Consider the following 23,575-nt stretch of genomic DNA (forward strand, 5'->3'; position numbering starts at 1 on the left):
CAAATATCAGAACTCTACGATGCGTATTTCATAAAAAACCGGGAGAAATGAAATAGCACTTCCCGGCACCTCGTAGTTCGTCGGCGCGAGGCGACGGCAAGACGACCCCGACAGTTCCAACGGAAAGCATCGCCGGGCATCCCGCGAAGCGGCCTTCATCGTCCTGCAATCAAAGCGTCATCGTCACGATGCCAAGTTATCCAACCGATCCTCTCCCGCGAGCGACCATGCATCACGGTATCTCCCCGCCCCAGGACGCCGACCTGTTCGGCCTGATCTACGGTTTCCGTTTCCGCCCCGGCGAAGCGGGGCGGGAAATCGACTCGGCTACCGCCCTCGCCTGCCTGCGGCAGGCTCGCGAGGAGGCGCCGGACGAGTTCCTCTGGCTGCACCTGAACCTCGCCCATGCCGCCTGCGAGCGCTGGATGAAGAAGCATCTGGAACTGCCGGATTATTTCTTCGAAAGCCTGCGCGAGGGGTCGCGCTCGACGCGCATCGAACACGTCGACTCGGCGCTGCTGGCAGTGGTCAACGACGTGGTCTTCAACTTCGGCCTGGTCTCTTCGGACGTCGCCACCCTGTGGGTCTGCGCCCGTGGCCGGCTGCTGGTCAGTGCACGAGCGCAACCGCTGCGCTCGGTGGACAAGCTGCGCTCTTCGGTGAAGCACGGCGAACCTTTCCGTTCGCCCCTGCAGTTGCTGATCCACCTGTTGCGCGACCAGGGCGACGTGCTGACCCAGATCGTCCGCGAAACCAGCGTCGCAGTGGACCGCATCGAGGACCAGCTACTGGCCCTGCGCCTCTCCGCCAACCGCGCCGACCTCGGCGCCATGCGGCGCGTGCTGGTACGCCTGCAACGCCTGCTGGCGCTGGAGCCCGGTTCGCTGCTGCGCCTGCTCAACCGACCGCCGGAATGGCTACAGGATGCCGACCTGCGTGAGTTGCGCGAAGCCACCGAGGAGTTCTCCCTGGTGATCAGCGACCTGACCGCCCTGGGCGAACGGATCAAGCTGCTGCAGGAAGAGATCGCGGCCAAGCTCAACGAACAGAACAACCGCATCCTCTTCACCCTGACCATGGTCACGGTGCTGGCCCTGCCGATCAACATCGTCGCCGGCTTCTTCGGCATGAACGTCGGCGGGATTCCCTTCGCCGACGATCCTGAAGGCTTCTGGATCATGCTCGTGCTGGTCGCCAGCTTCACCTTCCTCGCCGGCCGCTGGGCCTTCCGCAAGCGCGGCGACTATTGAGCGTGGACAACGCCGGCGGACAGTGGTTAGGTTGACCGACCACCGTCAGCCGGACCTTCCATGAGCCTTTCCCCCGCCGATCTCAAGCAACTCCAGGCCGCCAAGAACCTGCTGGAGAACCCTGGACTCACCGCGCAACTCACCAGCCTGCTGGGCACGCCGATCGAATACGGCCTGAAGAAGCTGCCGCGGAAGGTCAACGAGAAGCTCGGTTCGGTGATCGAGGGAGCGCTGCTGAAAGTCGCCCGCTCGGCCACCGCCACTCTCCAGGAAAACGCCAGCGGTCAACCGGCGAACCGCCTGCATACCCTCGGCGCCGCCGTTTCCGGTGGCGTCGGCGGCTTCTTCGGGCCGCTGGCGATGCTGGTCGAGGTGCCGGTCACCACCGGCATCATCTTCCGTTCCATCGCCGACATCGCGCGCAGCGAGGGCGAGTCGATCAGGGACATGGACACCCTGATGGCCTGTATCGAAGTCTTCGCCCTCGGCGGCAAATCCGCCTCGGACGACGCGTCGGAGTCCGGCTACTACGCGGTGCGTACGGCGCTGGCCCAGCAGGTCAAGGCGGCTGCCGACTTCCTCGGCAAGGACGCCGGCAGCAAGAAGGCCGCGCCGATGCTCCTGGCCCTGGTGCGCAAGGTCGCCGAGCGCCTGGGCGTGCAGTATTCGGAAAAGCTTGCGGCGCAGATCGTGCCCATCGTCGGTGCCCTCGGCGGCGCGGCGATCAACACGGTGTTCATGAACCATTTCCAGGCCATGGCGCGCGGTCACTTCGTCGTCCGCCGCCTGGAACGCCACTACGGCAAGGATGTGGTTCGCGACGCCTACGCCCTGCTGCCCCGGCGCGGCTGAGCATGCCGGCCCACGCGGTCAGCCTGGCGCCGGGCGCGGCGGCAGCGACGCGCCAGCTGTTCAGCGCCGTTTCGCTCGCGGCGGAGCCCGGCTGGAGCCGGGCCCCGCGCCGACTCAGAGCGCCAGGCCGGGGTTGTACAACGGACGGAAAGCGCAATGGGTGGTGCCGGCGCTCTGGTTGTAGAAATAGTAGCGGCGACAGTCGTTGTCGTAGTTGCTGGTGCCGACGTTGATCCGGTACGGACCGAAGCTGGCGCCCTGCAGGGAAACGAAGGCGCCGTTGTAGAGCAGCGAGAAATGCAGGTGCGGTCCGGTGGAGCTGCCACCCTCGCAGAGCGCGGTGTTGATGTTGCCGGCATAGACGCCGAGCTTGGTGTCGGCGCTGACCTGCTGGCCGTTGCTCACCTGGATCTGGTCCATATGGTAGTAGTTGGTCGCCCAGCCGCTGGGGTGGGTCACCCGTACCTGGCAGCGCGACAGCACCCGTACCGTACCGGCGTGGGCGGCGACCACGCTGTAGGTCGCACTGCCCCAGCGCGGCCAGTCGTAGGACGCATCGAAGGACGAGTACGGATAGCCCGAGCCGGTGTTCGAATGCGCTCCGTTGGGCTGCCAGGAATAGCCCTGGCGCCAGGGCAATTGCATCAGGTTGGATGGCGGCGCCAGCGCGGCCTTCGCCTGGAGTTGCCGGGCCACGCGGTTGCGCGGCTGCAGGAGTTCCGCGGCCGGGGTGCCGAACAGGCGCTGGAAGGTCTGCGCGTAGGCGCCGAGCGGATTGCCGCCTTGCACGGCGGAGGCCTTCGCCCCCTCTCGCAACAGACCGAGCAGCGCGGCCGATGCCGCGTTCAGGCCGTCCTCGCCGACGGCCTTGCGCGCAGCCGCCTGGCGCAACTGGTATTCCTCGAAACCGTAGTAGCGCCGCGACAACTGCTGCAACACGTCGCGTACCTGGGCATCGAAGCCGCGTTTCGCCGACAGCCGCCCCAGCGGCGCCGCCAAGGCGCGCTCGTCCGGCGCCCCCAACGGCCCGGACTGCATGGCCATCAGGGTCAACAACACTTTCGGGTTGATGCTGTAGTAGCCGCTCCAGTGCTCCAAGTATTCGCTCTTGTCGCGCAGCGCCGGCGCATTCACCGCCAGGTAGGCCTCGAGGTCGAACGCCTCGGCGTCGCGACCGTAGAGGAACAGGTCGTCATTCAGCGGCAGGGCCACGCTGGGCAGTTGCAACTGGCCGAGTAACTCCGCCGAATAGCGGAAGGCCGGCAGGCCATCGTCATGGGCATTGGCCGTACCGCCCACGGCGAGCGCCAGCAAGACGAAGAGGAACGGCGAGCGCGAACTCGCCATCGCGCGGGATCTTTTGTGCTGCATGGGTAGCTCCTGGTCATCGAAGGGAAACCTTGAAAGCCAGCAGCCCGGCGACATCGCCTCCGACGGGATAGCCTGGTCCGCTCCGCCGGTATTTCGCCCAGGCCGGGTTGCACGCCGCAGGACCGTGCAACGCCGTCACCCGGGAAGACAACTATCAGCTTTTGCAGTAGATCCGGTGCCCCGCTCCGTCCGGCTGTAAAGCGTGCGGCAGCGCACTCCAACCGAGCCGAATCGATCACAGAACGCCAGGCGTCGGAAATACTTCGATACAGTCTGCGCGCTCAGCGTTCCTCGTCGGAGGAACCGTCGAGCGGATCACGACGCGCCAGCTCGGCCTCGTCGAGGCCGTGGCCGGCTCCGATCTCGTTGCCATGCACGACCCTCAGGCGCTTGTCCGCGGGCGATTCGCCGCCGCGCTCGGCCGGCGAGCGGGCGCCGCTTTCGTCGATCAGGGTTTCCGGCGCCAGATCGTCCATGCCGACGTTATCCTGGTAACCATCGTCCTCGTCCGGCTGCCCGCCAGCGTGGCCCGCCTCGCGTACCCGCCGCGAGGAAAATTCGGCCTCCACCTCGGCCTCGGGCCGCTCGTCGCCGATCCGCGCCTTACGCGCCTGGCGGCGCTCGTCGAAATCGAGCTCGCGCATCGAACCCATGCGGTCCTGGATATCATCGATTTCCTGGGGTGTTGTTTTCCGTCGTGTAGCCATGACGACCTCCGTTACGAATGGCGGGCACGCGCCGGGAATGGCACGCTGCCCTTGTTCGGTCGACCGGCGAGGCGCGGGAAGATTCAGGAAATCCAACCGACGGCGGCCGCCTCGCAATCGCGGCGGCGGGCAAAAAAAAGCCGGATCGGCCCGGGGCGGGCTGGACGATCCGGCGTAATCGAAGCGCGGGACGTCGCGCACCTTGCCGCCGGCACGGGCGGGAGGTGGCGCACAGCGTTTCGCAGGGAATGACCACGGCATCGGCCGGTGGTCCAGGGGGAGTCAGGTCGGCACGGCTTCCTCGAGATAGTCGATGGCCTGGCGCACGGTCTCGATCCGTTCCGCATCGTCATCGGCGATCTCGACGCCGAACTCCGCTTCCAGGGCCATGACCAGTTCGACTACCTCGAGCGACTCGGCACCGAAGTCGTTACGGAAGTCGCTGTCCAGCCGGATGTCGCATTCCTCCACGCCGAACCGGGCGGCTACCAGTTTCCTCACTCTGGTCTCGATGTCGTCCATGCATTGCGGTCCCACTGCCCGGCCCTGGAAAAAAGTGCGGCTACTAAAGCCTCCGTCCCCGCCAGCGACAACTGCCAGATCTGGCAGTGGCGCTGCGCTGGAGCGCGGCCGCCGCAGCGCGCCGGACAATCCGGTGGACGGAGCGCGACGCGAGGATTCGAAGTCCGTCACAGGGCGCTTCCCGGCGTATGCGCAATCACCCGCGCCTTCGCTCGCGGCAGGCTTTCGGGCAGTTCCGCCAGGGCCCGGCGTGCCTGCTCCGGGTCGAGGTAGTCGCCCCGTTCCACCGCGAACAGCTCCTGGCCATCGCGCAGTTCGCGGCGCAAACGCAACGACAGACCCGGATGCCGCTCGATCAGCGCGCGCATGAAGGCTTCGCTGCTGCCCTCGACCAATCGCACGGCGTAGCGCTGGGGTGACGGCGGCTGCGGCGCGTGCGTGCCCTGGCGAACCTCCGGTACCTCGCCGCCGCGACCGTCGCCCAGGGACGCCGGGTCCGCCAGGCGCGGCTTCTCCATCAGCACCGGGGCTGGAGCCGGATAGCTGCGCGGCGAGCCAATAGGTGCCGGTGCGACCTGGGCGGCGGGACGCAGGTCGATGGCGCCGGCATCCTCAAACAGCGGGCGCGCCGGTTCGCCGGCGACACCGCGCAGCAACTGGATGGAACGGTAACGGCCATGGCTGATGCGCTCCAGGCCGGCGGCATCGCGGACGATGCTCGGGCGCAGGAAGACCATCAGGTTGCGCTTCACCCGGGTCTCGCGGGACGAGCGGAACAGCCGGCCGACGCCGGGGATGTCGCCCAGCAGCGGTACCCGCGAATCGCTGCGCAGCAGGTCGTCCTGGATCAGTCCGCCGAGGACGATGACCTGGCCGTCGTCGGCCAGTACGGTGCTCTTGATCGAGCGCTTGTTGGTCACCAGGTCCACCGCCTTCGCCGCCAGGGTGGCGGTTGGCGCGATGGAGGATATTTCCTGCTCGATCTCCAGGCGCAGCATGCGGTCCTCGCCGATGTGCGGCGTGACCTTGAGGGTCACCCCGATATCCTTGCGCTCGACAGTGGTGAACGGATTGCTCGAACCGCTGGCGCTGGTGGTGTAGCTGCCGGTCTGGAACGGCACGTTCTGGCCGACCAGGATTTCCGCCTTCTGGTTGTCCAGGGTCAGCAGGCTCGGCGTCGACAGCAGGTTGCTGCGGCTATTGCGGCTCAGCGCGGTGACCAGCGCGCCGAAATCGCGACTGCCGAGGCCGACTATCGCACCGTCGGGCAGCTCTGCCGGCGGCTTGCCGGCCTGCAACGCGCCCAGCAGGGTGCCGATGGACAACCCGCTGTCGGCGAAGCCAGCGCCGCCGGCGACATGCCCGCTACGCAGCGCCCATTGCACCCCGAGGGCGTCGCCGATCTCGCCGGACAGCTCGACGATCGCCGCCTCCACCAGCAGTTGCGCGCGCGGCACGTCGAGCTGGCGGACGATGTCCTCGAGCAGGCCGACATCCTCCGGGTCGGCGAGGATCACCAGGGCATTCAGCGATTCGTCGGCGCGCACCAGCAGGCCGCGCTTGCCGCTTCCCCGGCCATCCTGGCCTCGCTCGCCGTGCAGCGATTCGCCGATCTCCCCGAGGGTGGCGGCAAGGGTCTTGGCGTCGCCATGGCGCAGGCGGATCACCCGGCTGTTCGCCGACCGCGACGAGGGGACGTCGAGCGACTGCGCCAGCCGCAGCAAGCGCGCTCGCGCCTGCGGCGGACCGAGCAGGACCAGGCGGTTGCTGCGGCTGTCGGCAAGGACCTGGACGGTGGCGGCGCTCTTCCCGGCGGCCGGGGTGACGCTGCGATCGAGCACCTCGGCGATTTCCGCGACCCAGGCATGGCGCATGTCGTAGATGCTGTAGTCATGTTCGCCGGCCCGGTCGAGGCTGCGCACGATCGCCTCGATGCGCTCGATGTTGGCGCGGCGGTCGCTGACGATCAGCGCGTTGGCCGACGGTACGGCGGCCAGATGGCCATGGGCCGGGACCAGCGGCCGGATCATCGGGATCAGTTCCGCCACCGAGGTCTGCTGCGCCTGGACCACCCGCGTCTCCAGGCTGCCCGGCCCATCGCGGACGGTCTTCTGCGCGGCGTCCTGGCGTGCCTCCATGTTCGGCACGATACGCGCCTGGTCGCCCTGCGGCAGCACCGCGTAGCCGTGGGTGGCGAGCACCGAAAGGAATAGTTGGTAGACCTCCGCCAGGCTGAGCCGCGCCTGGGATACCACCGTGACCCGCCCCTTCACCCGCGGATCGACGACGAAGGTCTGGCCGCTGATGCTCGATACCTGCTCGATGAAGTCGCCGATCTCGGCATCCTTCATGTTGATCGTCCACTGCTCTTCCTCTTGCGCGGCGGCAGTCTCGGCAGGTGCCGGATGGACCGGCGGCGCCAGGCCGAGGACGGCCAGCGACAGGACCAGGAACAGCGGAGACAGGCGCTGGGCGGAACGGGTACTACAACGTGGCATGGGTGGTTTCTGCCCCTTCGGCTTTGGGGAAATACAGACGTTCTTCATAACCCTGGTCGCGCAGCACCACATGGTCGCGATGAACCGCCAGCAGCACGGTGCCGGGGCGCACTTCGGCGCCCGGCAGGAAGCGCTGCGAGCGCCCGGCCACCGCGATCAGCGCCGCCGAGCGGTCCTCGCGACGCGCCAGGAAGCAGGCCAGCAGGCGCAATTGCAGACGCTCGCCCGCCGTCGCGCCGCGCGGCGACGGAGCGCCACCGAACAAGCCGGCTAACGCCGCGCGCGGGGCCGCTGAAGGGTTGGCTGGCGGCGCCGGGGCCGCTGCGGCGGGCAATTCCGCCAGCTCGCGGCGCAGCGAGCGCGTCTGGCTGGCCAGGCTGGCGCTGAGCAACGCCAGCAGCAGCACGCAAAGCACAGCGGGCGCATGCCCGGCCAGGCTGCGCAGGGAAACGAAAGACGATGGAAGGTGACGCGACATGCAGCAGGCGGATTCCGGCAAACGGGCGCGCTGCATCGACGCGGCTCGCCCAGGGGCGGCGAGCATAAGGGATGGGGCTGCGGCCTACGGCCGCGAAAGGGCAAAACTGTTAAGGCTGCCCGCTTTGATCCTTCGTGGCGGGAACTGGCCCACAAAACGCCAGGCGCGGGAAAGGCCTCAGCGCTTGCCCATCGAACGACGGGTACCGCGCGGCGCCATGCCGGGACGCTGGCCCTTGTCGTGGATCTTCCGCTGCGGATAGAGCTGGGCCTGGTTCTTCTTCGCCAGGGCGGCCTTCAGCAACGCGCTGGCGTCGCTCGGCGCGGCCTGGGCCGGAGCGTCGTCGGAGGAAAGGGCCTGGGGAAGAGCGTCGGGAGCGGAAGCCATGGCGTATCCGGATCGGGGGAAATCGTGGGGACGCGATTATACATGGCTGTCCGGCTGTCCGGCAGCACCTGCCGGCGTATCGCCACGGGTCAACGCAGTTGCCACCAGCCCGGCAGCAACCGGCGCACCTTGGCCTGGGCGAAACGGTCGTCGATCAGGTGCACCACGCCGCGATCGCTGCGGCTGCGGATCACCCTCCCGGCGGCCTGGACCACCTTCTGCAGTCCCGGATACAGGTAGGTGTAGTCGTAGCCGTCACCGAACAGGCGCTGCATGCGCAGGCGGATCTGCTCGTTCACCGGATTCACCTGGGGCAACCCGAGGGTGGCGATGAAGGCGCCGATCAGGCGCTCGCCAGGCAGGTCGATGCCTTCGCCGAAGGCACCGCCGAGCACGGCGAAGCCGATGCCCTCGCCGCCCGCGACGAAGCGCTCGAGGAAGACCCGGCGCTCCGCCTCGTCCATCCGTGGCGTCTGGCTCCAGCATGGCACCCACGGGTATGCCTGGCGGAAGACGTCCAGCGCCTGCTGCAAGTAATCGAAGCTGCTGAAGAAGGCCAGGTAGTTGCCCGGCCGCTGGCGAAACTGCTCGCCGAGAATCGCTGCGATGGGCGCCAGGGATGCCTGGCGCTGCGCATAGCGCGTGGAAACCCGACGCTGTATGTGCACCTCCAGTTGCTCGGCGCTGAATGGCGAGTCCACTTCCAGCCAGGGCGTGCCCGCCGGCAGGCCGAGCAGGTCGGCGTAATAGTCGCGCGGCCCGAGGGTAGCGGAGAACAGCACGGTGGAGCGGCTGGCGGCGAAGCGCTCGGCGAGAAACGCCGCCGGCACCACGTTGCGCAGGCACAGCCGGGCCAGGCTGCGGCCGTTGCGGCCTGGGCGCTTCTCGATGTCGAACAGCGAATGCTCGCCGAACAGTTCGGCGAGACGGCCGAACTGCAGGATCGCGAAGTAGAACTCCTGCAACGCCGGCTCCAGCGCCTGCGGTTGCTCGGCGAGCAGGTCGTTGATCGCCGCCACCGCGTTCTGCAAGGCCAGGAGCAGCTTCTGCGGAGGCTCGTCGTAGGCCTGGTAGTCGTCCGCCTGGGTCTTGGCCAGTTCGTTCCAGGCACGCTGGATGCGCTCCAGCGGTTTCCTCAGGGCCTCCGGGGCGGTTTTGCGCACACCGAGGAAATCGCCCTGGTCGAGTTCGGCGGAATACATCCGCCGGCCGCGCTCCACCAGGTTGTGCGCCTCGTCCACCAGTACCGCCACCCGCCACTGGTTGACCTGGGCCAGGCCATGGAGCATGGCGCCGAGATCGAAGTAGTAGTTGTAGTCGCCCACCGCCAGGTCGCACCAGCGCGCCAGTTCCTGGCCCAGGTAGTAGGGACAGACCCGGTGCGCCAGCGCCACCTCGCGCAACCGCGCCTGGTCCAGCCAGCGCGCCTCCACGGCGGCGGCGCGGGCCGCCGGCAGGCGTTCGTAGAAGCCCTGGGCCAGGGGACAGGACTCGCCGTGGCAGGCCTTGTCCGGGTGCTCGCAGGCCTTGTCCCGCGCCACCAGTTCCAGCACCCGCACCGGCAGTCCGCCGGTCTCCCCTTCCAGGCTACGCAGGGCATGCAGCGCGAGGGCCCGGCCCGGGGTCTTGGCGGCCAGGAAGAACAGCCGGTCCAGGCGCTGCCCGGGCATCGCCTTGAGTTGCGGGAACAGCGTGCCGATGGTCTTGCCGATCCCGGTCGGCGCCTGGGCCATCAGGCAACAACCGGCGGAGGCGGCCTTGTACACCGCCTCCGCCAGTTGCCGCTGGCCGTGGCGGAATTCGGCGTGGGGAAAGCGTAACGCGGCCAGTTCGCGGTCGCGCCGCTGGCGGTGCGCCAGTTCCTGCTCGGCCCAGGCGAGAAACGCCTGGCACTGGCTCTCGAAGAACAGCCGCAGCTCGTCGGCCCGCACCCGCTCGACGAAGCGGGTCTCCTTCTGGCTGCCGACCTCCAGGTAGACCAGCGCCAGTTCGACTTCCTCCAGCTTCCGTTCGGCGCAGAGCAGCCAGCCGTAGACCCTGGCCTGGGCCCAGTGCAGGTGCCGGTGGTTGGCCGGTTGCAGGGCGAGGTCGCCGCGGTGGGTCTTGATTTCCTCCAGGCAGTTCGCCTGCGGATCGTACCCATCCGCCCGGCCGCGCACCTGCAAGTGACGGTAGCGTCCGTCCAGCGCCACTTCGCGCTGGTAGTGAGCGGGGCGCCGGGAGGTCACCAGGGTATGTCCGGCGATGCCTTCCAGGGCGCTGGGCGACGGGGTGAAGCGCAGGTCGAGGTCGCCGCGCTTGGCGCTGAACTCGCAAAGCGCGCGCACCGCCACCTGGTACAGCGCCTCGCCGCCCTGCTCAGTCATCGACATGCCAGCGCACGTAGCAGACCGCCACCGGCATCTCCCGCTCGCGGCAGAATTGCAGCCAGCGCAACTGGTTGTCCTGCAGGCGGTCGCCCGGTCCCTTGACCTCGACCATCCGGTAGCGCCGCTGCGCCGGCCAGAACTGGATCAGGTCCGGCAGGCCGGCGCGGTTGCCCGGGATATCCTCCAGCAGGCGTTCGAACCAGGCGCGCAGGTGGGCCGCCGGCAGGCAATCGAGCGCCTGTTCGAGCAGTTCCTCGCCAAGCAGTTCCCAGTAGACGAAGGGCGACTGCAGGCCGAACTTGTCGCGGTAGCGACAGCGGATCGCGTCGCGGTAGCTGCCGTCCTCCAGCCGTCCCAGGCAGGCCTCGAACAGGGCGGCGCGGCGCTGGCGGAAGTCGGCGCTGTGCAGGTCCGCCGGCGCGCTGTGGAAGGGATGGAAGAACGCCCCGGGAATGGCGGCGAAGATCGCCTCCCAGCAGAGCAGCCCGAACAGCGAATTGATCAGGCCGTTCTCGACGTAGTGCACCGCGCAACCGGGCTCTTCCAGGTGCTCGCGGACCGCCCACTCGACGCTACAGGGTTCGCTCGGGAACGCCAGGCACAGGTCCAGGCGGTCGATTTCCGGAGCCGCCGCCCGCGCCTGTCGCGGCAGGCCGAGCTTGCCTTGCAGGCGCGGCAGCAATCGGGCCAGGCCCTGGCGTTCGGCGTCGCTTTCCGGCGCACAGCTGGCCTCCCGCGCCAATGCATGGGCTTCGGCGAAGCGCTCGCCGCGTTCCAGGCTGCGAATCGCCCGCAGGCGCGCGCCGGGGTGGCTGGATTGGCGATAGAGCCGCTGGGCCAGGTCGAAATCCCGCTGCTTTTCGCAGTGCTGGGCGAACTGGAACAGCAGCTTGACCCGCCGCCCTTCCAGCCAGGGATTGGCGTAGGGTTCGCCCGGCAGGCCGGCGAGCAGTTCCTCCAGCGGCTCGCCGAGGTCGAAGCGCTGGCGGCAGTCGAACAGGTGGAGATAGGCGTCGACGTCGGCGCGCAGGCGAAAGCCGCGGGAGTCGGCGGAAAACTCGACGCTTTCGTAACGATAGATACCCAGGTCGGCAAGGACGAACTCCGACCAGTCCTGCCACAGGTTGCCGAAATACATCAACCGCAAGCGGTCGCAGAGCGCCATGCAGCGCAACTCGTAGACCGGTTCGGCGAAGTCGGCCTGCCACTCGGCGAGCCGCCGCGCCTCGGGGAACAACGGCTGGAGCCGTTCCAGCAACGCATCCTTGCGCAGGTTCGCGCGCCCGAGATGGTCCCTGAACAGCTGCGACAATTCGTCCTTCCTCAGCAAGCCGAACAGTTGCGCCAGTTCCAGGGTCGGCTGCGCGTCCACCCAGCCCAATGCCAACAGCGGTTGCACGGCGGCGCGCGTGTCGCCGATCTCGGCATAGGCCAGCTTGCCTTCGCGGAACAGCGTGCCCTTGCGCATCACCATGCGCACCAGCAGGGCCTGGCTGGCCTCGGGCAGCTCGGCGAACGCGGCGATGAAGGCACGTTCCTGATCGTCGAGCAGATCGGCATAGCGTTCGCCGATCCAGGCGAGCACCGCGCGGAAGTTGTGCAGGTAGTAGAAGGGTTCGGGAAGCGCTGGGGAATTCACGGGAAGCGGAGCCTGGTACTGTTCATGCATACAGATACCAGCGCCCCCACGGCTTGGCAATGCGCATCCGATCAAGCGTCGCCGGCCTGACGACGACTATCCAGGCACAAGGCGTTCGTTATATAAAAATATTAACAACGAAACCTGCCCCGTATCGGTCCCGATGAAGAAGATCCGCCAACGCAACCTGCAACTGATCCTCGACGCCGCCTGCGAAGTCTTCGCCGACTGCGGCTTCAGCGCCGCCCGGCTCAGCGACGTCGCCGAGCGCGCCGGCGTGGCGAAGGCCAACGTGCTCTATTACTACCGCTCCAAGGCGCAACTCTACGAGGCGGTGCTGGACAGCATCGTCGAGCCCCTGCTGGAAGCCTCCCGGCCATTCGCCGGCGACCAGCCGCCCGCCGAGGCGCTACGCGCCTACGTCGACAACAAGATGCGCATCGGCGCCGAGCGGCCGCACGCGGCCAGGGTCTTCTCCTGCGAGATCATGCGCGGCGCGCCGCGCATGCCGGCGCCGCTGCTGGAACGCCTCGACGCCCAGGCGGAACGCAACGCCGAGCGCATCCGCCAGTGGATCGACGAAGGCCTGCTGGCGCCGCTGGATCCGTACCACCTGCTGCTCAACCTGTGGGCGATGACCGAGTCCTATGCCCTTGGCGGCTGGCAACTGGCGCGCCTCACCGGCCAGGCCGGGCTGGACGCAAGCGACTACCGGCAGGCGGCGGAAAACATCGTCCGCCTGGTCTGCGCCGGCTGCCTGGCACTCCCCGGCGAGGCCGCGCCGCGTCGGCGTTTCCGCGCGCTGGCCGGCTGAGCGACTTGCGCCGGATCAATTTCCGCGTAGCGCTATATTCCAAAAGCCATAGCGAACCCCTAAGCTTGCGCCAGCCCCGTCCGCCAACTTCGTTCGCCCCCACAGGAGCACTCCATGACCACCCGCCTGCCCCAGCTATTGCTCGCCCTCCTCGCCAGCGCCGTATCCCTGGCCGCCAGCGCCGACGAGGTGCAGGTCGCCGTCGCGGCCAACTTCACCGCGCCGATCCAGGCCATCGCCAAGGAATTCGAGAAAGACACCGGGCACAGGCTGGTCGCCGCCTACGGCGCCACCGGCCAGTTCTATACGCAGATCAAGAACGGCGCGCCGTTCCAGGTTTTCCTCTCCGCCGACGACAGCACTCCGGCGAAACTGGAGCAGGAAGGCGAGATCGTGCCCGGCTCGCGCTTCACCTATGCCATCGGCACCCTGGCACTCTGGTCGCCCAAGGCCGGCTACGTCGACGCCAAGGGCGAGGTGCTGAAGAGCGGCAGCTTCAGGCACCTGTCCATCGCCAACCCGAAGACCGCGCCCTACGGCCTCGCCGCCACCCAGGCGATGGACAAGCTCGGCCTCGCCGCCACGCTCGGGCCGAAGCTGGTGGAAGGCCAGAACATCAGCCAGGCCTACCAGTTCGTTTCCAGCGGCAACGCCGAACTGGGCTTCGTCGCCCTGTCGCAGATCTACAAGGATGGTAAAGTCGCAACCGGCTCGGCCTGGATCGTTCCCGCCGAGCTGCACGACCCGATCCGCCAGGACGCGGTCATCCTCAACAAGGGCAAGGACAACGCCGCCGCCAAGGCCCTGGTCGACTACCTGAAGGGCGCCAAGGCCGCCGCGCTGATCAAGTCCTACGGCTACGAACTCTAAGGCGGGACCTGCATGGCGTTGCCACTCGACAGTACGGACCTGGCGGCCATCTGGCTGACCATCGAGCTGGCTTCGCTCACCACCCTCCTCCTGCTGCTGATCGGCACGCCCATCGCCTGGTGGCTGGCGCGCACCCGCTCCTGGCTGAAGGGGCCGATCGGCGCGGTGGTGGCCCTGCCGCTGGTGCTGCCGCCGACGGTGATCGGCTTCTACCTGCTGGTCAGCATGGGTCCCAACGGTTTCATCGGCCAGCTCACCCAGAGCCTCGGTCTCGGCACCCTGCCCTTCACCTTCGCCGGCCTGGTGGTCGGCTCGGTGTTCTACTCGCTGCCCTTCGTCGTGCAACCGTTGCAGAACGCCTTCGAGGCGATCGGCGAGAAACCGCTGGAGGCTGCCGCGACCCTGCGCGCGAGCCCCGTCGACCGTTTCTTCAGCGTGGTCCTGCCGCTGGCCCGGCCGGGTTTCGTCACCGCCGCGATCCTCGGCTTCGCCCATACCGTCGGCGAGTTCGGCGTGGTGCTGATGATCGGCGGCAACATCCCGGAGAAAACCCGCGTGGTCTCGGTGCAGATATTCGATCACGTCGAAGCCATGGAATACGCCCAGGCCCACTGGCTGGCCGGCGGCATGGTGGCGTTCTCCTTCGTCGTCCTCCTCGCCCTCTATTCGGGCCGGCGCCGCCGGCCGGGCTGGGCCTGAGATGGACGGCCTGCGCCTGCGCTTCCGCCGCGCCTACCCCGGCTTCGAACTGGACATCGACCTGGCTCTTCCCGGTCGTGGCGTGACCGCTCTGTTCGGCCATTCAGGCTCCGGCAAGAGCACTTGCCTGCGCTGTATCGCCGGCCTGGAAAAGGCCGCCGAGGGCGAGGTGACGATCAACGGCGAGACCTGGCAGGACAGCCGCCGCAACCTCTTCGTCGCGCCCCACCGGCGTGCCCTCGGCTACGTGTTCCAGGATGCCAACCTGTTCCGCCACCTGACGGTGCGGCGCAACCTGGCCTTCGGTCTCAAGCGCATCGCCGCCGCCGAACGCCGCGTCGAGCTGGAACAGGCCTGCGCCCTGCTGGGCATCGAGCACCTGCTGGAACGCATGCCGGAACGCCTCTCCGGCGGCGAGCAGCAACGCGTCGGCATCGCCCGGGCCCTCCTCACCAGCCCGCGCCTGCTGCTGATGGACGAGCCTCTGGCATCCCTCGACCTGAAGCGCAAGGGCGAGATCCTGCCCTATCTCGAGCGCCTGCACGAGGAACTGGACATCCCGGTGCTCTATGTCAGCCACTCGCCAGACGAAGTGGCGCGCCTGGCCGATCACCTGGTGCTGCTGGAGAACGGCAAGGTCCGCGCCAGCGGGCCGATCGGCGAAACCCTGGCGCGAGTCGACCTGCCGCTGGCGCTGGACGACGATGCCGGGGTGGTGATCGAGGGCACGGTCAGCGACCACGACCCGGCCTACGGCCTGCTGACCCTGGTCCTGCCCGGCAGTGCGCTGCAAATGCGCGTCGCCCACGCCCCGCTGGCCCCCGGCAAGCGCCTGCGCTTCAAGGTACAGGCGCGCGACGTCAGCCTGAACCTGCGCGACGACGCCCAGAGCAGCATCCTCAACCGCCTGCCGGTACGGGTCCTGGAATTGGTCGATACCGACACCGCGGCCCACGTTCTGGTGCGCCTGGATGCCGGCGGCAATCCGCTGCTGGCGCGGATCACCCGTTACTCGCGGGACCAGTTGCAACTACGACCCGGCCAGCTGTTGTGGGCGCAGATCAAGTCGGTGGCGGTGCTCGCCTGACCCCGGCCTCGCCTGCGGCGCCTAGACCCTGGGCCAACGGTAGCGGATCAGCCGGCCCATCCGCCGCAGGAAGGCGAAGCCGTTGTAGATCGGCAGCATCAGCCGCGACGACTGCGGCAGCTTGGCGACGTCCTGCGGGTCATAGTCGGTGACCTCCTCGATGAAACGCAGGGCCGGATGCCACCGCTCGAGTTCGCGCGGGTCGTCGATGCTCCAATGCACCTGCGCCCCGGTCTCGCGCAGCGGCGGATACAGGCGCAGCAGCATGATGCCGAGGCGGCCGTAGCCGTCGAACAGCAGCTCGCCGCTACCCAGGTGGTCGACCAGGCGTTCCACCAGGCGTCGCACCTGGGACTCCCGCAGGTAAGGCATCAGCCCCTCGGCCAGGACCAGGGCGGGCCGCTCGCGCGGCACCCCTTGCAGCCAGCCGTCGTCGTCCACCGAGTGGCGCAGCGCCCGATAGGCGCCGGCGCGCGGCGGGTAGAGCCGCTCGCGCAGGTCCATGACTTCCGGATAGTCGAGGTCGAACCAGGGCAGCTCGGCCGGCGGGTCGACCCGGTAGATACGGCTGTCCAGGCCGCAACCGAGGTTGAGCACCTGCCCCTCGGGATGGTGGTCGAGGAACTCGCGGCAGGCCTGGTCGAAGTAATGCGAGCGCATGGCCAGGGCCCGTTCGTTGCCCTTGCCGAGGGCGACCCTGGAGAAGTCGAAGTCGATCTGCCGCACCGCCTCCTCGGCGAAACGGTCATGGAGGATGGAATCGTCCAGGCGGCTATCCAGCGCCTTGGCGTAGAGGGTGATCAGGAGCGTCTGCTTTTCTCCGGTGAGGGTAATGCGGTGGCCGGGCATGAAAACCTCCTGCGGGCACGCGTGCCTCTTCAGTCCTTGCCGAAAACATCGCTATGCTTCGGCAATGATTGCCCTGGAGTCACGAATGAAAGCCAACTCCGATGAACTGCAAAGCTTCGTCAGTGTAGTCGACAGCGGTTCCATCAGCGCCGCCGCGGAACAGATGGGACTGACCGCCTCGGCCGTCAGCCGGACCCTCTCGCGCCTCGAGCACAAGCTCGGCACCACCCTGCTCAACCGCACCACCCGGCGCATGGAGCTGACCGAGGAAGGCCGCTACTTCCTCGACCAGGCACGGCAGATCCTGCAGCAGATGGAGGCGCTCGAGGAACGCCTGGCCCTGCGCCGGCAGAGCCCCGCCGGGCGCCTGCGGATCAACGCCGCCTCGCCCTTCATGCTGCACGCGGTGGTGCCGCACATCGGCGAGTTCCGCCGGCTGTACCCGGACATCCAGCTCGAACTCAACACCAACGACCTGATCATCGACCTGTTGGAGCAACGCACCGACGTGGCGATCCGCATCGGCGCGCTCAGCGACTCCACCCTGCACGCGCGCCCGCTGGGCGCCAGCCGCCTGCACATCCTCGCCAGCCCGGAGTACCTGGCCCGCCACGGCACGCCGGCGAGCATCGAGGGGCTGCGAGGGCACACCCTGCTCGGCTTCACCCAGCCCGAGCACCTCAACCGCTGGCCGGTGGTGCACGCCGACGGCGATCGCCTGGAGATCCAGCCGGATATCTCTGCCTCCAGCGGCGAGACGCTCCGCCAACTGGCCCTGAGCCACCAGGGCATCGCCTGCCTGGCCAGCTTCATGACCGACCGCGATATCCAGGACGGGCGCCTGGTGCCGCTGTTCGCCGAACAGATGAGCGAATACCGGCAACCGATCCACGCCGTCTACTATCGCAACTCGCAACTGGCGCTGCGCATCCAGTGCTTCCTCGACTTCATCCAGCAGCGCCTGGGCGCCTGAGACCGACCGTGAACGAATCCCTCGATTTCTCGCCCTACCTCGAGCGCTGGGCGTTGCAACCCGACGGCGAGCCCTTCGCCACCCACAGCAGCCGCCTGCTGCCGGTGCGCCATCGCGGCGCAGCGGCGATGCTGAAGATATCCAGTGCCGAAGAAGAGCGTTTCGGCCACGTACTGCTCAACTGGTGGGACGGCCAGGGCGCGGCCAGGGTGCTGGCCTACGACCACCAGGCGCTGCTGATGGAGCGTGCCACCGGCGGGCGCTCGCTGCTGGAGATGGTCAGGCGCGGCGACGACGACGAGGCTACGCGTATCCTCTGCCAGGCCATCGAACGCATCCATGCCCCGCGCCCGGGTCCGTTGCCGGAACTGACCCCGCTGGAGCGCTGGTTCGACTCGCTGTATGCCGCCGAGCGCCGCTACGGCGGGCTCTACGTCGACTGCGCGAATGCCGCCCGCTACCTGCTGGAGACCGCTCGCGAACAGCGCCCGCTGCATGGCGACATCCACCACGGCAATGTGCTCGACTTCGGCGAGCGCGGCTGGCAAGTCATCGACCCCAAGCGGCTCTACGGCGAGCGCGGCTACGACTACGCCAACCTGTTCACCAATCCCGACGCGAAGACCGCCCAGGCGCCCGGCCGTTTCGAGCGCCAGCTGGAGATCGTAATCGCCGCCAGCGGCCTGCAGCGCCGCCGCCTGCTGCAATGGATCCTGGCCTGGACCGGACTCTCGGCGGCCTGGTTCGACGAGGACGGCAGCCGCGAGGAGACCGAAGCCGAGCTGGCCATCGCCCGCCTGGCCCTGGCAAACCTCGCTCGAACGCCTGCGCAATGAACTGTGCGGCGGCTCCCGCGCTCCAACGCGAGGCACTGTTCCGCCGCCGCGATCCGGTGTCAAATACACACCCCGCCAAGATGGCGGTGCCCACCACCCAGTAAGGAAACCCAAGATGGCCGGAGCCAGCCTCCTCACCCTCCTCGACGATATTGCCGCGGTGCTCGACGACGTCTCGCTGATGACCAAGGTCGCCGCGAAGAAGACCGCCGGTGTCCTCGGCGACGACCTGGCCCTCAACGCCCAGCAGGTCACCGGGGTCAACGCCGACCGCGAACTGCCGGTGGTCTGGGCGGTAGCCAAGGGCTCGCTGCGGAACAAGGCGATCCTCGTCCCCGCCGCGCTGTTGATCAGCGCCTTCGCGCCCTGGGCGGTGATCCCGCTGCTGATGCTCGGTGGCGCCTACCTGTGCTTCGAAGGCTTCGAGAAGATCGCCCACAAATACCTGCCCCATGACGACGAGCACGCCGACGAGGCAGCGCTGGCGGCCAATGTCGACGTGGCCGCCCTGGAAAAGCAGAAGATCGGCGGCGCGATCCGTACCGACTTCATCCTCTCCGCGGAAATCATCGCCATCACCCTGGGTACCGTCGCCGAGTCCAGCTTCACCACCCAGGTACTGGTGCTGGTCGGCATCGCCCTGGTGATGACCATCGGCGTCTACGGCCTGGTCGCCGGCATCGTCAAGCTGGACGACGCCGGCCTCTACCTGTCCAGGCGCGACAGCGGCTTTGCCCAAGGGCTCGGCGGCGCCATCCTGCGCACCGCGCCATACCTGATGAAAGGCCTGTCGGTGGTCGGCATGGCGGCGATGTTCATGGTCGGCGGCGGCATCCTCACCCACGGTATCCCGGTGGTCCACCACGCCATCGAACAGGCCGCGCAGAGCGTCGCCGGCATCGCCACGCTGGGCCCGCTGCTGGCGGCGATCACCCCGACCCTGCTGAACTTCCTGTTCGGCATCGTCGCCGGCGCCGTGGTCCTGGCGGGGGTGCTGCTGGTCAAGCGCCTGCTGCCGAAGAAGAAAAAGACTGGCTGAGCCTGCCATCGCCGGCAGCGCCATCGCGGAGGGCGGATAGCCGCCCTGGCGCACATCCCACGAAGCGGTTGTGCGCCCTGCCCCGGAAGTCCTCCTCCGTTTCAATTCAATAATTTTGCACTGTAATAGCAACATTATTCGTTGGAGACGAATAAAGCTCCCCTCCTAGAATGGCCACCAGTGCCATGAGCCGTCTGTTCCGAGCCTTCCAGACGAAGATCCGACCTCCGCACTCCATCGACCCGGCAACGGGATACCCAGAAAAATACCGATAACCCAACGAGGACCCGAGGGTCGCGCCTGCTCGCCAGCCGGCCGGACCCCGGGGCCCGGCGTGCCAGCGACCATGAACGATACGGATAGCAGAAAAGATCCGGACGGCTACAACTACGACGTCGTCCGCCAGTTCACCCTGATGACCCTGGTCTGGGGCATCCTCGGCATGGGCCTGGGGGTGTTCATCGCCGCCCAACTGGTCTGGCCGGCGCTCAACCTCGACCTGCCCTGGACCAGCTTCGGCCGCATCCGCCCGATCCACACCAGCCTGGTGATCTTCGCCTTCGGCGGCAGCGCGTTGTTCGCCACCTCCTTCTACGTGGTGCAGCGCACCAGCGGCGTGCGGCTGATCTCCGATGCCCTGGCGCGCTTCGTGTTCTGGGGCTGGCAGGCGGCGATCGTGGGGATGATCGTCAGCTACCCGCTGGGCTATACCACCTCCAAGGAATACGCCGAGATGGAATGGCCGCTGGCGCTGTGGATGGCGATCGTCTGGGTGGTCTATGCCTACCTGTTCTTCGGCACCATCGCCCGTCGCAAGGTGAAGCACATCTACGTCGGCAACTGGTTCTACGGCGCCTTCATCATCGTCACCGCGATGGTCCATATCGTGAACCATGCATTGCTGCCGGTGAGCCTGGGCAAGTCCTACTCGGCCTATTCCGGCGCCACCGACGCGATGATCCAGTGGTGGTACGGGCACAGTGTGGTCGGCTTCATCCTCTCGGTCGGCTTCCTCGGCATGATGTACTACTTCGTGCCCAAGCAGGCCGGGCGACCGATCTACTCCTATCGCCTGTCCATCGTGCATTTCTGGGCGATCATCTCGATCTACATCTGGGCCGGTCCGCACCACCTGCACTACACCGCGCTGCCGGACTGGGCGCAGTCGCTGGGCATGGTGATGTCGCTGATCCTCCTGGCACCGAGCTGGGGCGGCATGATCAACGGCATGATGACCCTCTCCGGCGCCTGGCATAAGCTGCGCACCGACCCGATCCTGCGCTTCCTGGTGGTGTCCCTGGCCTTCTACGGCATGTCCACCTTCGAAGGCCCGATGATGGCGATCAAGACGGTCAACTCGCTGTCCCACTACACCGACTGGACCATCGGCCATGTCCACGCCGGCGCCCTCGGCTGGGTGGCGATGATCTCCATCGGCACGCTCTACCACATGATCCCGAAACTCTGGGGCCGCGAGCGGATGCACAGCGTCGGCCTGATCAACGCGCACTTCTGGCTGGCCACCATCGGCACCGTGCTGTACATCGCCTCGATGTGGGTCAACGGCATCACCCAGGGCCTGATGTGGCGGGCGGTCAACGAGGACGGCACGCTCACCTACTCGTTCGTCGAGGCGCTGGTGGCCAGCCATCCGGGCTACGTGGTGCGCCTGCTCGGCGGCGCCACCTTCGCCAGCGGCATGCTGCTGATGGCCTACAACACCTGGCGGACCCTGCGCAGCGCGCAGGACCAGCGGCAGCCGGTCCTGGCGGCCGGCCAGGGGGCCTGAACATGCTGTTGTCCCTGCTGTGCCTCTCCACCCTGGCGCTCGGCCTCGCCCTCAGGCTCGCCGGCAGTACCCGCGAGGAACGCGAACAGGCCGCCCTGCTGCCATTCGCCGACGATCCCGAGGCCGCCCGCCGGGTCGCCCGGGATACCGGCAAGATCTGCCGGCAGGTGGTCCGCCCCCTCGAGGAATCCCGCGAGGCCGCCGGCCCGCCGTTCCTCGCCTGAACCGACTCCATCATCCAGGGATGGATGCCTCCAGCACGAAAGTGCCTTACGGGGCCGGCAACGGCCCCTTTCTTTCGCTTCGAAGAGTTCCATGAACGACTCCCCCAGCACCGCCGTACGCACCTGGCTGAAAGGCTTCCGCCCCCTGACCCTGAACGCTCGACCGCGCGACTGCCTGCGCGCCGGACTCGGTGCCTGCATCGGCGCGCTCGCCGCGGTATTCGCCTGCCAGGCGTTGTTCGGCAGCGAACTGGCGCTGCGCCTGGCAGCGCCGCTCGGCGCATCCGCCGTACTACTGTTCGCCCTCGCCTCCAGCCCCCTGGCGCAACCCTGGTCGATGCTCGGCGGCAACCTGGTCGCCGCCCTGGCCGGCGGCCTCAGCGCCTATTGGTTCGGACACGATCTGGCCCCGGCCCTGGTCGGCATGGCCCTCGGCATGCTGCTGATGTTCGCCCTGCGCTGCCTGCATCCGCCGAGCTGCGCGCTGGCCCTGAGCGTGGCCCTCAACCCGTCCCTGAGCGAACTCGGCATCGACGTGGTCTGGCCGATCCTGCTCTCCACCCTGGTGCTGATCGGCTGCGCGCTGCTCTACAACAACCTGATGCGCTCTCCCTACCCGCGCCCCTACCAGTCGCCGCGGGCCAATCTCCATGGCACCCGCGACCTGGCGCCGAGCGCGCGTACGGACTTCTCCGCCCGGGACCTGGACCAGGCGCTGCAGGACTTCGGCGAATACGTCGACATCACCCGCGACGATCTCGAGCGACTGATCCACCATACCGAGCGTTACGCCTTGCGCCGGCGCATGGGCGAGCTGACCGCGGCACGGATCATGTCCCGCGACGTGCAGACCGCCAGCACCGAGACCTTCATCGACGACGCCTGGAAGCAGTTGCAGGAACACCGTCTGAAGGCCCTGCCGGTGCTCGACGAGCATCGGCGGCTGGCCGGCATCGTCACCCAGAGCGACCTGCTCAAGCACTTCCGCCCCGACGGCAGCCCGTTCAAGCGCCTGCGCTTCCTGCGCGGGACCAAGCTGAAGACGATCATGACCACCCCGGTGGTCTGCGTACAGGCCGACACCCACGCCGTCGAACTGGTCTCGCTGCTATCCGACGAAGGCCTGCACTGCCTGCCGGTGCTCAACGAGGCCGGCTACCTGGTCGGCATCGTCAGCCAGACCGACCTGATCGCCGCGCTCTACCGCAACTGGCTGCAGCACCTGGGCCAGGCCGATCAGATCACGTAGTCCCAGCGCTGCGACCAGTCGCTGTCCTCGCGGACCACTTCGCGCAGCAACTGGAACGCATGGCGCAGGGTCGGCGACAGGCGCTCGCGGGAGTACACCAGGTAGGTCGGGTAGGCGAACTCCGGCGCCTGCTCGACCCGTTGCAGGGTGCCGCCATCCAGGTAGCTGCTCACCACCCGGGTACGGAAATAACCGCTGCCGCCGTTCTGCATGATGTACTGCAGGGCCAGCGGACCGAGGTTGCAGGCTAGCGCGGCCTTGGCCCGGTCCGGCAGCGCGGCATCGTGCTGGCTGCGGAAATCCGGGCCCCAGTCGACATACAGATAAGGCTCCGCGGATAGCACGGAACGCACCATCACCAGCTTTTCCTCCAGCAACTGCTCGACCTGCAGCCCCGGCCAGTATTCCGGCTGGTAGACCAGCGCGGCATCCAGCGCGCCCTGCTCCAGTTGCTTGAGCAGGTCGGCGCCCTGGCCGATCTCGACCCGCACGGCGTGGCCGGGAATCGCCTCGCGCAGGCGCCGCATCCAGTTCAGCAGCAACGGATTGCACAGGCTGACCTCGCCACCGAGGTTGAGCAGGTTGCGGAAGCCGTCCGGCAGCGGCAGGTCGCGTCGCGCCGCATCCCAGGTCTGCACCAGTTGGCTGGCGTAGCCGAGGAAGTGCTCGCCGTCGGCGGTCAGGCGCGCGCCCGCGCGGTTGCGCACGAACAGCCGGCAGCCGAGTTGCCCTTCGAGGTTCTGGATGCGCGCGGTGACGGCGGTCTGGGTCAGGTGCAGGCGTTCCGCGGCAGCGACGAAGCTACCGCTGCGTGCGATCTCCAGGAAGGTACGGGCGAGGTCGATATCCATGCGAAGCGGTCCGCGGCCACAGGTGGGCCGCCATTCTAGGCTGTGCAGGCGCGGGCGGCGAGCGCAAGGCGGCCTGGCCGCCCTCCTGGAAATCTGCGACAAAACACCGCGCCTAGCCGCTTCGGCACGCTAAAACCCTTCGAAAAAGCGACAACCTGTTGCACAAACGCGCCACGCCGTGACTTTTTCGCTTTCGAAAGCATCAGTTAGCGTGACCGAACA

Annotated in this window: 22 protein-coding genes; 12 read left to right on the top strand and 10 right to left on the bottom strand. The window is 67.7% G+C overall.

The genetic code is table 11. The annotated features are described in order from the left end of the window. The first annotated feature begins 227 nt into the window (after positions 1-227). Positions 228-1,250 carry a transporter gene (locus tag AT700_RS15765; protein ID WP_003106674.1) on the top strand — a complete coding sequence of 341 codons (1,023 nt, stop codon included), beginning with the start codon at positions 228-230 and terminating at the stop codon, positions 1,248-1,250. A 60-nt stretch (positions 1,251-1,310) separates the two neighbouring features. Beyond that, the gene (locus tag AT700_RS15770; RefSeq protein WP_003106675.1) at positions 1,311-2,102 is read left to right on the top strand and encodes an EcsC family protein; all 792 of its coding nucleotides are present in this window, start codon (positions 1,311-1,313) and stop codon (positions 2,100-2,102) included. 114 nt (positions 2,103-2,216) lie between these two features. Here the strand turns inward: AT700_RS15770 and lasA are convergent, their stop codons facing one another. From lasA to fan1, 8 genes are all read right to left on the bottom strand, one after another. Further along, positions 2,217-3,473, bottom strand: coding sequence for an elastinolytic metalloprotease LasA (gene lasA, locus AT700_RS15775; RefSeq protein ID WP_033888031.1), 1,257 nt, complete (start codon positions 3,471-3,473; stop codon positions 2,217-2,219). A gap of 281 nt (positions 3,474-3,754) precedes the next feature. Continuing rightward, positions 3,755-4,180, bottom strand: a complete 426-nt coding sequence (locus AT700_RS15780) for a hypothetical protein (protein ID WP_003120217.1) — start codon at positions 4,178-4,180, stop codon at positions 3,755-3,757. A 282-nt stretch (positions 4,181-4,462) separates the two neighbouring features. Beyond that, a complete protein-coding gene (gene acpP / locus AT700_RS15785; protein WP_003106681.1) occupies positions 4,463-4,702 on the bottom strand; it encodes an acyl carrier protein in 240 nt (79 codons plus the stop codon). Between the two features lie 167 nt (positions 4,703-4,869). Then, complete coding sequence (gene gspD, locus AT700_RS15790; protein ID WP_048521139.1) at positions 4,870-7,200, bottom strand: type II secretion system secretin GspD; 2,331 nt, start codon at positions 7,198-7,200, stop codon at positions 4,870-4,872. Further along, complete coding sequence (locus AT700_RS15795; protein WP_003113617.1) at positions 7,187-7,714, bottom strand: type VI pilus biosynthesis protein; 528 nt, start codon at positions 7,712-7,714, stop codon at positions 7,187-7,189. Before AT700_RS15795 ends, gspD begins: the two co-directional genes overlap by 14 nt. A gap of 141 nt (positions 7,715-7,855) precedes the next feature. Then, the gene (locus AT700_RS15800) at positions 7,856-8,065 is read right to left on the bottom strand and encodes a hypothetical protein (protein ID WP_003088087.1); all 210 of its coding nucleotides are present in this window, start codon (positions 8,063-8,065) and stop codon (positions 7,856-7,858) included. An 89-nt stretch (positions 8,066-8,154) separates the two neighbouring features. Next, positions 8,155-10,431 carry an ATP-dependent DNA helicase gene (locus AT700_RS15805; RefSeq protein WP_003098216.1) on the bottom strand — a complete coding sequence of 759 codons (2,277 nt, stop codon included), beginning with the start codon at positions 10,429-10,431 and terminating at the stop codon, positions 8,155-8,157. Further along, positions 10,424-12,103 carry a nuclease Fan1 gene (fan1, locus tag AT700_RS15810; protein WP_016253548.1) on the bottom strand — a complete coding sequence of 560 codons (1,680 nt, stop codon included), beginning with the start codon at positions 12,101-12,103 and terminating at the stop codon, positions 10,424-10,426. Before fan1 ends, AT700_RS15805 begins: the two co-directional genes overlap by 8 nt. Positions 12,104-12,236: 133 nt before the next feature. Here fan1 and AT700_RS15815 point away from each other — a divergent pair, with 133 nt between their 5' ends. From AT700_RS15815 to modC, 4 genes are all read left to right on the top strand, one after another. After that, the gene (locus tag AT700_RS15815; RefSeq protein ID WP_003098214.1) at positions 12,237-12,887 is read left to right on the top strand and encodes a TetR/AcrR family transcriptional regulator; all 651 of its coding nucleotides are present in this window, start codon (positions 12,237-12,239) and stop codon (positions 12,885-12,887) included. 114 nt (positions 12,888-13,001) lie between these two features. Beyond that, positions 13,002-13,757, top strand: a complete 756-nt coding sequence (modA, locus tag AT700_RS15820; RefSeq protein WP_003117674.1) for a molybdate ABC transporter substrate-binding protein — start codon at positions 13,002-13,004, stop codon at positions 13,755-13,757. Between the two features lie 12 nt (positions 13,758-13,769). Then, the gene (gene modB, locus AT700_RS15825) at positions 13,770-14,456 is read left to right on the top strand and encodes a molybdate ABC transporter permease subunit (RefSeq protein ID WP_003088068.1); all 687 of its coding nucleotides are present in this window, start codon (positions 13,770-13,772) and stop codon (positions 14,454-14,456) included. Position 14,457: 1 nt separating this feature from the next. Beyond that, entirely contained in the window at positions 14,458-15,543 is a 1,086-nt protein-coding gene (modC, locus tag AT700_RS15830) for a molybdenum ABC transporter ATP-binding protein (protein ID WP_003098212.1), read from the top strand. A 21-nt stretch (positions 15,544-15,564) separates the two neighbouring features. Here the strand turns inward: modC and AT700_RS15835 are convergent, their stop codons facing one another. Then, positions 15,565-16,392 carry a class I SAM-dependent methyltransferase gene (locus AT700_RS15835; RefSeq protein WP_034072672.1) on the bottom strand — a complete coding sequence of 276 codons (828 nt, stop codon included), beginning with the start codon at positions 16,390-16,392 and terminating at the stop codon, positions 15,565-15,567. An 85-nt stretch (positions 16,393-16,477) separates the two neighbouring features. On the opposite strand from AT700_RS15835, the gene AT700_RS15840 reads away from it, so the two are divergent. The 6 genes from AT700_RS15840 to AT700_RS15865 all read left to right on the top strand — a co-directional run bounded on the left by AT700_RS15840 (position 16,478) and on the right by AT700_RS15865 (position 22,502). After that, positions 16,478-17,365 carry a LysR family transcriptional regulator gene (locus AT700_RS15840; RefSeq protein WP_003098210.1) on the top strand — a complete coding sequence of 296 codons (888 nt, stop codon included), beginning with the start codon at positions 16,478-16,480 and terminating at the stop codon, positions 17,363-17,365. An 8-nt stretch (positions 17,366-17,373) separates the two neighbouring features. Then, positions 17,374-18,201 carry an aminoglycoside phosphotransferase family protein gene (locus tag AT700_RS15845; RefSeq protein ID WP_003098209.1) on the top strand — a complete coding sequence of 276 codons (828 nt, stop codon included), beginning with the start codon at positions 17,374-17,376 and terminating at the stop codon, positions 18,199-18,201. Positions 18,202-18,316: 115 nt separating this feature from the next. Continuing rightward, positions 18,317-19,240 (top strand): DUF808 domain-containing protein, encoded by a 924-nt coding sequence (locus AT700_RS15850; protein WP_003098208.1) that lies wholly within the window; start codon positions 18,317-18,319, stop codon positions 19,238-19,240. A 346-nt stretch (positions 19,241-19,586) separates the two neighbouring features. Then, positions 19,587-21,029: a cytochrome-c oxidase, cbb3-type subunit I gene (ccoN, locus tag AT700_RS15855; RefSeq protein ID WP_048521140.1), complete on the top strand. Its 1,443-nt coding sequence runs from the start codon at positions 19,587-19,589 to the stop codon at positions 21,027-21,029. A gap of 2 nt (positions 21,030-21,031) precedes the next feature. After that, a complete protein-coding gene (locus AT700_RS15860) occupies positions 21,032-21,253 on the top strand; it encodes a hypothetical protein (RefSeq protein ID WP_003120225.1) in 222 nt (73 codons plus the stop codon). 91 nt (positions 21,254-21,344) lie between these two features. Continuing rightward, entirely contained in the window at positions 21,345-22,502 is a 1,158-nt protein-coding gene (locus AT700_RS15865) for an HPP family protein (protein ID WP_003113608.1), read from the top strand. Here the strand turns inward: AT700_RS15865 and AT700_RS15870 are convergent. After that, positions 22,490-23,353 carry a LysR family transcriptional regulator gene (locus tag AT700_RS15870; protein ID WP_003098205.1) on the bottom strand — a complete coding sequence of 288 codons (864 nt, stop codon included), beginning with the start codon at positions 23,351-23,353 and terminating at the stop codon, positions 22,490-22,492. The genes AT700_RS15865 and AT700_RS15870 overlap by 13 nt on opposite strands. Between the last annotated feature and the right edge of the window lie 222 nt (positions 23,354-23,575).

It is taken from the genome of Pseudomonas aeruginosa (assembly GCF_001457615.1).
In the GTDB taxonomy this organism is placed as follows: Bacteria; Pseudomonadota; Gammaproteobacteria; order Pseudomonadales; family Pseudomonadaceae; genus Pseudomonas; species Pseudomonas aeruginosa.